Source organism: Actinoplanes auranticolor, assembly GCF_018332655.1.
GTDB classification, from domain to species: Bacteria; Actinomycetota; Actinomycetes; order Mycobacteriales; family Micromonosporaceae; genus Actinoplanes; species Actinoplanes auranticolor.
In genome coordinates this window covers 1-12,338 of the sequence record NZ_BOQL01000028.1, presented here as the reverse complement: position 1 = coordinate 12,338, position 12,338 = coordinate 1, and the positions used below count along the sequence as shown (strand labels likewise).

Annotated in this window: 12 protein-coding genes and 1 tRNA gene; 5 read left to right on the top strand and 8 right to left on the bottom strand. The window is 67.2% G+C overall.

Features of this window, described 5'->3' with window-relative positions:
- Nucleotides 1–8: 8 nt before the first annotated feature.
- From Aau02nite_RS18270 to Aau02nite_RS18260, 3 genes are all read right to left on the bottom strand, one after another.
- Entirely contained in the window at nt 9–443 is a 435-nt protein-coding gene (locus Aau02nite_RS18270) for a hypothetical protein (protein WP_246595248.1), read from the bottom strand.
- A gap of 99 nt (nt 444–542) precedes the next feature.
- Nucleotides 543–1,811: a L,D-transpeptidase gene (locus tag Aau02nite_RS18265; protein WP_246595247.1), complete on the bottom strand. Its 1,269-nt coding sequence runs from the start codon at nt 1,809–1,811 to the stop codon at nt 543–545.
- A 143-nt stretch (nt 1,812–1,954) separates the two neighbouring features.
- Nucleotides 1,955–3,238 (bottom strand): L,D-transpeptidase, encoded by a 1,284-nt coding sequence (locus tag Aau02nite_RS18260; protein WP_212989662.1) that lies wholly within the window; start codon nt 3,236–3,238, stop codon nt 1,955–1,957.
- A 156-nt stretch (nt 3,239–3,394) separates the two neighbouring features.
- Between Aau02nite_RS18260 and Aau02nite_RS18255 the strand changes: the two genes are divergently transcribed.
- The 3 genes from Aau02nite_RS18255 (at nt 3,395) to Aau02nite_RS18245 (ending at nt 4,790) form a co-directional block, all read left to right on the top strand.
- Nucleotides 3,395–3,467 (top strand) — tRNA-Lys (locus Aau02nite_RS18255).
- A 160-nt stretch (nt 3,468–3,627) separates the two neighbouring features.
- Nucleotides 3,628–3,804 (top strand): hypothetical protein, encoded by a 177-nt coding sequence (locus tag Aau02nite_RS18250; RefSeq protein ID WP_212989661.1) that lies wholly within the window; start codon nt 3,628–3,630, stop codon nt 3,802–3,804.
- A 107-nt stretch (nt 3,805–3,911) separates the two neighbouring features.
- Complete coding sequence (locus Aau02nite_RS18245; RefSeq protein ID WP_212989660.1) at nt 3,912–4,790, top strand: IS5 family transposase; 879 nt, start codon at nt 3,912–3,914, stop codon at nt 4,788–4,790.
- Here Aau02nite_RS18245 and Aau02nite_RS18240 read toward each other — a convergent pair.
- The 3 genes from Aau02nite_RS18240 to Aau02nite_RS18230 form a co-directional block, all read right to left on the bottom strand.
- On the bottom strand, nt 4,740–5,960 hold the full coding sequence (locus Aau02nite_RS18240) for a TetR/AcrR family transcriptional regulator C-terminal domain-containing protein (protein WP_212989659.1): 1,221 nt from the start codon (nt 5,958–5,960) through the stop codon (nt 4,740–4,742). The two genes, Aau02nite_RS18245 and Aau02nite_RS18240, sit on opposite strands and share 51 nt — an antisense overlap.
- 170 nt (nt 5,961–6,130) lie before the next feature.
- Entirely contained in the window at nt 6,131–7,036 is a 906-nt protein-coding gene (locus Aau02nite_RS18235; protein WP_246595246.1) for a hypothetical protein, read from the bottom strand.
- Between the two features lie 636 nt (nt 7,037–7,672).
- Nucleotides 7,673–7,846, bottom strand: a complete 174-nt coding sequence (locus Aau02nite_RS18230) for a hypothetical protein (protein ID WP_212989657.1) — start codon at nt 7,844–7,846, stop codon at nt 7,673–7,675.
- Nucleotides 7,847–7,891: 45 nt separating this feature from the next.
- Here Aau02nite_RS18230 and Aau02nite_RS18225 point away from each other — a divergent pair, with 45 nt between their 5' ends.
- Nucleotides 7,892–8,431: a site-specific integrase gene (locus Aau02nite_RS18225; protein WP_246595263.1), complete on the top strand. Its 540-nt coding sequence runs from the start codon at nt 7,892–7,894 to the stop codon at nt 8,429–8,431.
- A 1,132-nt stretch (nt 8,432–9,563) separates the two neighbouring features.
- Here Aau02nite_RS18225 and Aau02nite_RS18220 read toward each other — a convergent pair.
- Both Aau02nite_RS18220 and Aau02nite_RS18215 read right to left on the bottom strand, forming a co-directional pair.
- Nucleotides 9,564–9,818, bottom strand: a complete 255-nt coding sequence (locus tag Aau02nite_RS18220; RefSeq protein ID WP_212989655.1) for a hypothetical protein — start codon at nt 9,816–9,818, stop codon at nt 9,564–9,566.
- Nucleotides 9,819–10,124: 306 nt separating this feature from the next.
- On the bottom strand, nt 10,125–11,339 hold the full coding sequence (locus Aau02nite_RS18215; RefSeq protein WP_212989654.1) for a TolB family protein: 1,215 nt from the start codon (nt 11,337–11,339) through the stop codon (nt 10,125–10,127).
- A gap of 598 nt (nt 11,340–11,937) precedes the next feature.
- On the opposite strand from Aau02nite_RS18215, the gene Aau02nite_RS18210 reads away from it, so the two are divergent.
- Nucleotides 11,938–12,336, top strand: a complete 399-nt coding sequence (locus tag Aau02nite_RS18210) for a hypothetical protein (protein WP_212989653.1) — start codon at nt 11,938–11,940, stop codon at nt 12,334–12,336.
- The last annotated feature ends 2 nt before the right edge of the window (nt 12,337–12,338 follow it).

Below are 12,338 nucleotides of genomic sequence, written 5' to 3'. Positions count from 1 at the left end.
CGGCGGGGTCAGCCGACCGTTTCCAGGCCCGAGTCGCCGCAGATCGCGACGAGTTCCGCTGCTGCCGCGCTGACTGCTGCCACCGCGTCCGGTTCCGCGTCGGTGCCGTGTGCGGCGACCGCCCTGGTGTAGGCGGTCGAGAGGGTCTGCGCCGCGTCGGCCACCGGGGCGTCCGCCGTGCCTGAGGCGGCTGTGATGTCGGCGACCACCCCGGGATTCATCAGGGAGGCCTCGCTGACGGCGCGGACGGCCTTGTCGCAGGCGATCGCGCCGGGCGGCTCGTCGACCGGAGCGGCCGAGGCGGCGGGTGCCGGGGACGGGGATGCGAGCGGTGCCGGGACCGGCTCGGCCGACGGGCTCGAGCAGCCGACGACCGTGCCGGCGGCAAGCAGGCTGCCGGCGATCAGGACGCACAGCGTGAAAGCGGACAGTGATCTTGGCACGGACTCAGCGTAAGGCCGCTGACGGCGTACCCGGCGGGAAACAGCCCGCAGGCCGGTCGGAAACCGACCGGCCCGCGGCACGCGGTGGGCAGAGCGCGCCTAGAGGGCGCTGCCCTTCTTGTAGTCTTCCCAGCTCATGTTCCAGTCGGTCCAGCCGTTGCCGTTCCTCAGCTTCTCCTCGGTGCCGCTGACCGTGATCGGGTCGCCGAGCATCGTGCGGGAGAACAGCCACTTGCCGTTGGCCATGGAGACGTTGACGCAGCCGTGCGAGACGTTCTGCTTGCCCTGCACGCCCTCGGACCACGGCGCGGCGTGGATGAACTGGCCGCTCCAGGTGATCCGCTGCGCGTAGTCGATCTTCGTGCGGTAGCCCTCGCCCTCGGGCAGTTCGTCGGTCGTGTCGAAGACGGTGTGTTCCTTCTTCTCGATCACGACCATCGTGCCGCTGGACGAAGGGGTCTTCTTCTTGCCCAGGCTGACCGGGATGGTCTTGACGACCTTGCCGTCCTGCTTGACGGTCATCTTCTTGGTCTTGTTGGAGACCGTCATCACGAACGAGCGGCCGACCTTGAGGTCCACCGTCAGGTCGGAGCGGCCGTACCAGCCGTCACCCATCGGCACCCCGGCGAGCTGCACGCTGTAGAAGATCTTGGTGTACGCCTTCCAGTACGTCTTCGGGCGGTAGTGCACCTCGGTGGGACTGGTCCAGTGCCAGATGCCTTCCTGGGCCGGCGTCGCCTTCACCGTCATGCGGCGCTGGACGTCGTCGCGGTACTTCTCCGGCACGGAACGGCCGAACCGGACGATCATCGGCATGCCGACGCCGACGACGTTCCCGTCGCCGAGGAAGCTCGTCACCCGGACCAGCTTCGACGGCTTCTTCATCACCGTGAACGTGCTGGTCGTGGTGCCGCCCTTGTCACCCGAAGGAGTGCCGTTGACCGTCACCGTGTAGGTCTTGCCCCAGCCGAGCGCCTTGGCCGGCGTGAAGACCTTCTTGTCCTTGTCGAGCGTGCCCTTGACCTCGGCGCCGTCGGCGTCCTTGACCTCGACGGAGGTGTTCTCGGCGTCCTCGGAGTCGTATTTGATCTCGGTGGCCGCCTCGACGTCCTTGGCGTCGGCCGCGGGCGAGGTCACCGCTACCGTGCTCAGCGTGGGCTGCGGCGACGGGGCACCCGAAGCCGCGGCACCGTCGCCCGGGGCGCCGCCCTGCCACGAGGGGGTCTCGGCCTTGTCACCGCTGCAACCGGCAGTGACCAGCACAGTCGCGGTGGCCAGCGCCGCCACGGCGACCTGCCACGGCCGTCGCCCGGCCCGGCTGGTCATCCGGAGCGTCTGCGCCCCCGACCGTTCTCCACGAAGTCCCATGATCCCTCTCACCGCGCTGTCGTCCCGGCGCCCATCCTCCCCCATGAATGCCGGGCCACCAATCCCGGTTTCGTGCCGCGACGCCTGGAGAGCGGCGTCGCGGCCGGGATTCAAGCGACCGAACCCACTTTACGCTTCAAGCTTCAGGCGCCTTCCTGAGCGGCCAGCTCGGCCGGCACCGGCAGCGCGCTGCCCTTGATGAATTCCTTCCAGCTCATGTCCCACGCCGTCCAGCCGTTGCCGGCGTCGAGCTTGTCCTCCGTACCCCGAACGGTGATCGGATCACCGATCAGGGTCTTGTCGAACAGCCAGCGGGCGTTCGACGGGGACACGTTGACACAGCCGTGTGACACGTTCCGGCGGCCCTGGGAACCGACCGACCAGGGCGCGGAGTGGACGTACTGGCCGCTCCAGGTGATGCGCTGGGCGTACTCGATCTCGGTGCGGTACCCCTCGTCCGGGCCCAGCTCAGCCGTGGTGTCGAAGACGGTGGCGGCCTTCTTCTCCATGATGACCATGGTGCCGCTGGAGGACGGGGTGCTCTTCTTGCCCAGGCTGACCGGCAGCGTGCGGAGCGTCTTGCCGTCCTGCACCACGGTCATCTTCTTGGTCTTGTTGTCGACCTTCATGACGAGGCTGCGGCCGATCTTGGCAGTGGCGCCGCGGTCCTGGTCGCCGTACCGGCCACCACCGGTCGGATGACCGCCGACGGCGATGCGCACCGAGAGCTCGGTGCCGGTCTTCCAGTAGTTGGGCGCGCGGTAGTAGGCCTGCGTACCGCTGGCGGTCCAGGACCAGGCGCCGGGCTGCTCGGGCGAGGTCTTGACGAACATCCGCTTCTGGACGGCGGCGCGGTCCTTCTTCTTGATGCCGGGGCTGAACTCGACCACGACCGGCATGGCCACGCCGTAGGTGCGGTCGTCGAAGAGGTAGAGGCCGGTGCCGGTCCGCTTGCCCGGCTTGCCCATGGTGGTGAAGGAGGTGCTGGCGGTCTTGGTGACACCGGCGCTGTCGACGGCGGTGACCGTGGCGTCGTACTTCTTGCTGGTCTTGAGGGGCTTGCTCGGCACCCAGGCCGAACCGTCGTCGCGCAGCGCCCCGGCGACGGCCTTGCCGGACGCATCCTTGAGTGCGACGGTCGTCACCTTGCCGCCGGAGACCTTAAAACCGATCTCCGCGCTGACCGGGACGTTCTTCTTGCCCGTGGCAGGCGTCACAGTGAGCGAGACGGCCGAGGTGCCCCCGGTCTGGCCGGACTCGGCGACCCCGGACTCGGGCACACCGCCGGAAGGAGCCACGGAGGGCGAGGTGCCGACCCAGGCAGCCGGGGTGGGCTTGTCCTCGTCACCACCGCAAGCAGCCAGTGCCAGCGGCGTGACCACCACCAACGCCACAACCGCCACTAGTGAGCGCCGCATGCTGACCATCCTTGATCCTCGATCCCACGTTCCGCGGGCACATCCTGCCCTACCCGCGCAACGCGAGGGTTCACCCCGACGGTGGGACTCGCCCGGACGATCATGCGGGGGTGCCGATTTCAGGCTCCCGGGAAGCCCGTGTTAATGTTTCTGCGTTGTCAGCGAGCGCCGCTAGCTCAACTGGCAGAGCAGCGGACTCTTAATCCGCGGGTTGTAGGTTCAAGTCCTACGCGGCGCACTTGTGATCATAGCTCCGACCAGGCTTTATGCTCTGATCGGAGCTTTTTCCATGTCCCTTGTGGACGCTTGCGTGTCTATGCGTGCTCTAGACACGCTGATACCCCCTGACACTGGCCACCGTCGGCTGCCATTCGGGCAGCCCGGGCCGTGAATCAGTGGTGACGCTGCTCACCTTGTGCCTATGGCGGGCGCTACGCGTCGGGCACGGCATGGCCGACCGCATCGACGCCCTCACCCGCCTCAACCGGCCCAAGGGCACCGGCACCGCGTTCATCAACCACAGCCTCGCCGACCCGGAAGCGCTGCCCGACCCTGAGTGCCCGTCTGGAAACTGAGGCTGTCGTTGGGTTTGCGGTACGGCGCGTCTCGGTGACATAGGTAGGGCCTTGAGGTAGAAGCGCAGGTAACCACACCGAACACGCTCGATCCCTCAAGGCCCTATATGACGTTCTACCTGGTCGGCGGAGCCGGCGCATGCCCGACCCCCACCATGTCCACCGAGCATCTGCCCACGCTGCGAGCCCGCCGCTACCCGTCAGATACCACCGACGCGGAATGGCAGGTCATCGCGCCGCTCATCCCTACCGGACACCCGACCCGCCGAGGCGGACGCCGGCCGGTGCACGCACGCCGCGACATCGTCGACGCCATCCGCTACCTCGCTCACAACGGCTGCGTCTGGCGGGCCTTGCCCGCCGATTTCCCGCCCTGGCAGACCGTCTACGACTATCACGCCCGCTGGAGCACCGACGGTACCGTCAACCACGTCCACAACCGGCTACGGGACCAGGCCAGAGCCGCCGCAGGCAAAGACCGGGAGCCGACCGCGGCAATCATCGACTCGCAATCGGTGCGCGCCGCGGAGACCGTGGCCCGGGCCAGCCGCGGCTACGACGCCGGCAAGAAAATTAACGGTCGTAAACGCCACATCGCTGTCGATACCATCGGCATGCTGCTCGTCGTCGCGGTCAGCGCCGCTTCAGTCCAGGACCGTCAAGCCGGACCCGCACTGATCTGGGCCGTCCGCATGTTCTGCCGCCACATCACGATGACCTGGGCCGACAGCGGCTACAGCGGCACGCTGACCGACTACGCCGCCAGGCTCGGCGTCACCGTGCAGATCGTCGCGAAACTCGCCGGACAGATCGGCTTCCAAGTCCTGCCGCGGCGTTGGGTCGTGGAAAGAACCCTGTCCTGGATCAGCCGATGCCGGCGCACCGTCCGCGACTACGAACGCCGAGCCGAGCACCACGCCGCCATCGTCCAATGGTCAATGATCATCGTCATGACCCGCCGACTCGCACGCCATCACCACACCTGAACCGGTTTCCGGACGGGCACTGAGGACCGGGCCAAGGCCCGCAGCTTCGCCGACCGATGCGCGGTGATGATGATCGGCGCCTGCTCGGACCTGGAACTCGACGCCGCGTCCCGGGTCCGGCCGCTGTCGCAGGCCGAACGCCGCGAGGTGCTGTCCTGGGCGGCACCACCGGCCTGGTCGGCCGGCGCCGACGGCGAAGAGGTCCTGATCGGCCGAGGAAACTTCCTGATCAAGGTCGGCAACCGGCCGGTATCCCGGTGCACCTGGAGCCCACCGAGATCGAGGAGCAGCTGGGCACACCGACGCCCGGTGGAAGCGCTCGTGAGCGGCGAACGCGGCCCCGGCGGCAACGGCCGCGGCCTGGCCAACAGGTGGCACGCGACCCATGCGACGCGCGTCGACCACGCACGGGTGGTGACCTACGGATCGTGGCTCGAGCCCGGCCGGTGGGTGCAGTACGGCACGCCCGCCTGCGGGGGCACGCATGCAACGGCCCCCGCCGACATTCAACGGGAGCCGTTTCGCCAGTTCGTGCCGGTCAGGCGCGGGTGGAAGGTGCGGGTCTCGCACGACCCGGGTGAACCGCGGGTACCGGCCGCTTTTTTCGATCGCCTCGGTGTACGGCCGCATCGCTCGTCCCCATGCGTCGGCGTCGAGGCCGGCCCTTTGCAGGGCCTGCTGCTCGGCCAACTCGCGGGTGGTGAAGCCACGGACGAACGATTGCAGGATCTCGTTGGCGACGAGCATTTCGCCGATGGTCAGCCCGCGGTCGTCCATGACGGCCAAGCCGTATTCGTGCCACGCCAGCGAGTTCGGCCCGAAGTTGGGCCGGCCTGCGGCGACGCTGGTCATCCAGGGATGCCGCAGGATGGACCGGCGGATGCGGTGGGCCAGTCCGAACAAGTCGCTGCGCAAGTTACCGCTCGGTGCTGGAGGCGGCCCGTCCTCGCCGTCGACCCAGTCGACCATCAGGTCATACATCTCATCTTTGCTGCTGACGTAGCCATACAGCGACGCGGAGCGCTCGCCGAAGCTCCCGGCAAGCGCCTCCCAGAACCGTGGCCGGCAGCCGCCGAGCAGCCCGCCGGTGCGGTGCGCGAGGGGCTCGCGATACTCCTCAGCGCCGGGGTCGGTCAGCGTGCCGAAGTAGCCGAAGATCACCGCGCGCATGGCCCACACACGGACGCGCCGGAGACCCCCGTGGTGCGAGGGCCTCCGGTGAGGCGGTTCCGTGCGGTGGATCAGGATCCGCGAAGGATCAGGTTGCCGTTGTCCGCGGCGCCGCTCTGCGAGCCGCTTGTTTCGCTGGCGCGTTTTGCGGCGCCGCATTCCCCGCGGCTTTATCCGGCTGGCGTTTCGTTCAAACCCAAACCACGCAGGATGTTATCGCGGTTCGCGTTTCCGCGCAGCGCGGTCAAGGAATTCAAGCGGCCCAGCAAAGTCGTGGAAGATGCGGGGCATTTCAAGTCTTGAATCGCCGACAAGGTTTTTTCGAAACGTTGGATGCGGCTTTCAAGGTCCGTTCCACTCGGAAGGTTCGCATTCTTGAGCGCTACCTGCGCGTTCACTTGGGCTTGAGTGGGTGGGCAGCGACCGGGAACTTTTACCCCGGTAGGGCCCACGCGGTCGGCCGTCGCGTTCGGATTGCCCGGGCCGAAACCCAGCGCCGGCACCAAAGCGTTAGTGTTATCGGAGCTGGCTCCGGCGTTCCCCGTCGCTCCACCCGCGGCCGCGTCACCGGATCCTGTGGCGGCGGCGTTATCTGCTGGCGTTTCGTTCAAACCAAAACCACGCAGGATGTTATCGCGGTTCGCGTTTCCGCGCAGCGCGGTCAAGGAATTCAAGCGGCCCAGCAAAGTCGTGGAAGATGCGGGGCATTTCAAGTCTTGAATCGCCGACAAGGTCTTTTCGAAACGTTGGATGCGGCTTTCAAGGTCCGTTCCACTCGGAAGGTTCGCATTCTTGAGCGCTACCTGCGCGTTCACTTGGGCTTGAGTGGGTGGGCAGCGACCGGGAACTTTTACCCCGGTAGGGCCCACGCGGTCGGCCGTCGCGTTCGGATTGCCCGGGCCGAAACCCAGCGCCGGCACCAAAGCGTTGATGTTACCGGAGCTGGCTGCGGCGTTGCTCTGTTCGGCGGCCTGGCTCATCCCCGTGCCGACCGCGAGCGCCGAGCCGAGCAGTGCTGCGGCGGCACCTCCAATCACCAGCTTGCGCGTCCGGCTGCTGACTCCGCGTCGATACATGCACGGCTCCTCTTCGTCTCGGTACTGCTTGTGCCGAGATATACGAGCAATGATGTGGCAGGAGTTCATGACGCTGAGCAAGCGTTCTTTAAAGTTTCTTTAACGCGACTCCCGGGCGTGCAGCCGCCAGCCACCTTCCGGCTGAACGAGCTGTCGGTCAGCTGTTGGTTGAGCGCGGCGATACCGCCGCGCTGCGCGCCTTGCGCCGATGCTGGTGAGTCTTGGGCCGCTCACCGGCTGGTCGACGTGTTAGCCGAGCGCGGTGACTTCGAGGCATTGCGCGCCCGCGCTGACGCCGGCGACTCTCACGCCGCCGGTCGACTCGCCGAGCGCGGTGACTTCGACGCACTGAGTCGACCTGTTCGCCGGCGTCGGCGGGCTCGCCTACGGCCGCCACCGTTCCAGGTCGGCCGGATCAAGGTCAGCGCGTAAGCGAAGATGCCGAACTGGGTGGCGGTACCGCCCTCGCTCATACGCCTGGTCGACCACGATCTCGACCACCAGCAGCGGCGCGACCTGCACGTAGGGCTGCGGCTCGCGCCAATCGAGCTGGCCGCTCCAGGCCGCCGGCAGTGGCTGCGGCCACGGGCGCATCGCCGGCCGCAGGGAGCGTCCGACCGATCTCCTGTCGTTGGCTCAGCGTGAGCGGCACGGTCCGCGCCAGGTAGCGCAGCCGCCCCGGTCGTCGACGCGGTCGAGCAGCGGCACCCGTGGGTCGTCGACCGCCCCGATGATCCCGCCGATGATCGCCTCGGTGGTGACGCGCCGCTTGAGCTTCCACCACCCGGCCCGGCCGGTACAGGCCGTCAAGGTCCTTCACGACCAGGCCTTGTGCATACCCGGTCAGTGACCGGCATGATCACGGCCGTGTCGGATCCTGTGTGGCGTGTGCGGTTCACGCGCGCTGAGTTGCCTGTGCCGTCGTCACCGTTGCCGGGGATGGCGCAGTTTTGTGCGGCCTGGCCGGGGTGGCTGGCGGAGTCTGGTGTTGAGCCGGGGACGCCGTTCCTGGTGTCGCCGTCGTTTGGATTCGACGTGGTCCTCAACGGCTTCTTTCGGGAGCCGACGATGCGTGCGGCAGCGGCCACGACGCAGTCGGGGTATGCGCGGAACGTGGCGGCGTTCTTGTCGTTCCTCTGGTCGGCTCGTGACCGGCGTTCGTGGCGGGACGCTTCCGAGGACGATCATCTTGCCTATCTGGTGTGGCGTCGCCGGGACCCCGACGGGCCTCGGGTGGCTGGGGCGACCTGGGACCGGGAGGTCGCGGCGGTCAACCGGTTCTATCGATGGGCGGTGCGCCGCGGCCAAGTGCAGCGCAACCCCGTGCCGCAGGTGACGCGCCGACCGGCCGGGTTTGGTGCGGGGTGGGCAGGGGCCCGGATGTGGGATGAGTAGCGGCCGGCGACGTATTCGCATGATGCGGCGCGGGAGCGGTGCAGTGGCTGCCGCCGGAGGCGTATCGGCGGTGGCGCGACGTCGGGGTGCGGGGCTTCATCTCCGAGGGGTTGCCGGGGGCAGGGTTCCGCGGCCGGTGGGCTCGGCGCAACAGCGCGTTCTGCGATTTGATGGTTCGCACTGGGCTGCGGCTGTCGGAGCAGGCGGCGTTGACGGTGTTCGACGTTCCCTTGGGTCGCGGCGCCGGGGGCTACCAGCGGTTCTGGCTCGCTGAGGCAGTCGCGAAGCCATCCACGATCACCGAAGCCGACGTCCGCACCGCACTGAACGCACTACGCGAGGAGAATGCCGCCACCGGCCGCCGACCCAGCGTCCTCGTCCTCGCCCAGCGCCTCGGAATGGCAAACACCACCCTGCGCCGCCGGTTCCCCGCGATCTGCATCGAACTGGCGACCAGTCCAGCAACAGACCAAGCAGCATGCAGCGCCGTCGACAGCACCACCCTGACGAGCCTGCGGCAAGAGAACACCCGCCTACGCCGCGACAACGAGAACCCTCGCCGCGAACCTCGAAGTGGCAATCGCAAACATCCAGCGACTCGCTCTGCACACGCACAACCTCACAGAGGCGCTCGAACACGCACGCAGAGTTACCCGCCTACCTCGGCGGGACCCCTAGCTTGGGAAAGCCATCGCACTTGATGATGCGGTGACCATCGGTTGGCAGCTGGCCTGGCATCTGCCGTCCTAGCAATCTCAGGTATGAGCCGCCTGTCAACCTGCGGCGGGTGGGCGAGGCCGGTAGCGAAGAAACGCCAAAGCGCTCAGAGTCATCGCCACCGCGAGGACCACGAGACTCCACCACACATGATCACGGCGGCTCAGTAGCGCCGCTGATGACAACGCCACCACGGCGAGTCCGCCGCACACGTAGTACCGGCCGGCTCTTGCGGCCGTGGGGAAATGGTGCCGGTCCCGTGGCGACATGCGACCCGTTGACCACATGATGACGCCGTAGATGGCAGGGGCGATGCCGATGACGGCCGCCGCTATGAACAGCCAGGACAGTTGATCCACTGACGAAACCTACTCTCGGGTCTGCCGGCGGGCTTGAATCGGACGGATCTTCGCCGTCACTGCCCGCTCCCCGACTGGGGAGGTGCTCCGTTGCGCTCCAGGTAGCGCTTGCTGCGCCGGCGGGCCACCCAGAGGAACCCGAGACCGACCGCAAAGCACATGGCGGTTGCGGCGGTTGCGACGGTGTTCGACCACTCGTCACCGCGCACCAGGCGCACGACGACCAGAATGACCTGGACCGTGAGACCGACGGCGAAGACGACCAACAGCCAGCTGTTGCGGACGTTGCGGTCGGCGGTCTGCCACGTCAACGAGGCATAGCGGGGATCGTCGACATGTCCCACCGCAACGCCCGCCACACAACCCGCCAAGAACCCGGCTCGGTTTCACATCATCGCTGGTCACAGCCGCAGGCTACCTCCACCGCAAGGCGCTCACGCATCAGACTAGAAGCCCCTTCTCGCCTTACCGATGCAAGCAGCGGATTAGGAGGACGGCGGTCCGGCCACGGTCACATGTCATGACCGTGGCCGGAAGCCCTTGCAGGTCTTGATGACAGTGCGGTATTTGCGACTGGTTGAGGTCACGTAGGGTCAGCGCGCCGTCTGGGGTCACGGTTACCGGGGGTCGGCTGGGGCACCCCGGTCGCGGACGAAGACGTCGTAGGTGTCGTTGGTGTCACCGGGTATGAGGTTGGAGGCCAAGGATGTGTACGCGATGTACCGTCCGTCGGCGCTGATCGCCGGTCCGGCGCTCCAGCCGTTGGTATCGGCGCCGCGGCGGCCGATACTGATCCGAGTGGTGGCCGACGTGAGCCGGTCCCGTAGGTAGATGTCGGTGGCGTTGTTGGTGTCGCCCGGCGTCAGGTTCGACGCGTGGGAGGTGAACGCCACGTAGCGCCCGTCGTTGCTGATCACTGGTTGTCGGCTGTCGCCGTTGGCCGAGCGGCCGACCGAGGTGCTTATCAGGCGGGTGGTGCCGGTTTTCAGATCCCGGACGAAGATGTCGGTGGCCTGGTTGGTGTCGCCGGGTGTCAGGTTGGTGGCGTGCGACATGAACGCCACGTACCGCCCGTTCGGTGCCATGGCTGCGTTGGAGCTGCCGCCGTTGGCCCGGGCGCCGGTGCTGGAGACGCTGACCAGGCGGGTGGTTCCGGCCGTGCGGTCCCGGAGCAAGACGTCGTAGGTGTGGTTGGTGTCGCCGGGCGCCAAATTCGAGGCCTCCGAGACGAGGGTGACATAGCGGCCGTCCGCGCTGATCGCGGCGGCGCCGGTCTCGTGGTCACCGCCGGCACCGGCGTCCGACACACTGACCATGCTGGTGGTCCCGGTTCGCAGGTCTCGCACGAACGCGTCGAGCCGATCGCCGTTGCTGTCATCAGGTACCAGATTCGACGCGTACGAGCTGAACGCGACGTAGCGGCCATCCGCGGTGATCACCGGAACGAGGCTGTCGGCGCTGCCCTGCCCGCCGGAGCTGGACACGCTAACTCTGGTGATGGTGCCGGACCACAGGTCGCGGACGAAGACATCAGCGGCGCTGTTGGTGTCCCCTGGGACCAAGTGTGAATCCGACGAAGCGAAGGCGACGTAGCGACCGTTCCCGCTGATCGCCCCGTTGCCGGCGGTTGCGTCGCTTTGAGCGCCCGTACTCGACACGTTGATCCGGGTGGTGGGGCCGGCCTGCAGGTCCCGGACGAACAGGTCGCCGATGCCGTTCGTGTCGCCGGGAACCAGAGTGGAATCGTTTGAGCCGAAAACGACGTAGCGTCCGTCTGCGCTGATGCTGTGGCCGTAGCTGCTGTCGGCTGCCTGCAGGCCGGAGTGGGACACACTGACCCGCTGAGTCGTGGCCGGCTGGGCCTCAGCCGGTGTGGCCTGGGCCGTGCCCGACGGTCCGGCGGCAGCCAGTAGCGCTGCGACCCCGACCGCGACGGCCGTTCCTGCCGCTCTTCGGTGATGGACTCGACGAACCGGAGACACGGCGACGGGGAGGGGGGCAGCCGCGGTGGTACGGCGGCTGGGACGAGGTGCAGGTCGATGCATGACGGCTCCGCTTCTCGGTGGACGGTTACTGACTTGGTCCGTCCGTAACCCGCTGCGGTTCGTATGTGTCGCCTACCCGACGGCGCGACCGACGGATATCGCAAGTGGCACTGGCCGACAGCCCTGTGCGGCACGGCGCGGATGCATACCGTGGGTGAAAGACATTGCACTTGCTAGAGACACAATGATTCGCGTAGAGACCGACGCGGATAGATATGTCGTCGTGGAAATATTGTCCACAAACAGCAGCAATCAGCAGTTGACGTATCGAGTGGTCTACCAAAACCCGCTCTAACGCTGACATCTGGCCGCACGCCGACAACGCTTGACGCACTGTCATCGGCTACGAGCGTGCGTTGGGCCGACTCCGCCTGCGTCACAGGGCGTGACGGTCCTCGCAGGCCACCGCGCCTTCGAGCGTCGCCGCCTTGCCCTCGGCGACTGCGGACGCGCATACGGCACCAACTGCATTCACGAGCACAGCTGCGTCCGCTGTCCGCTCCTTCGCGTTGATCCTGAACAGCGGCAATGCCTGATCGAGATTCGCAACAAGCTCACTACTCGCATCGCAGAAGCGGAACGTGAAGGCTGGCTCGGCGAAGCCGACGGACTTCGCGTCAGCCTTGCCGCGGCCAAGGAGAAGCTAGCCCAGGTTGATGGCGCCATTCAGCGTCGTCAGGCCGCCGTCAACCTTGGCATGCCGACCTTCGCCACGATCGCTGGCCGGAACACGGCGGTTGACCCTGCAGACCATAGAACCACCAATGAGCCTTTTTCAACCTGATC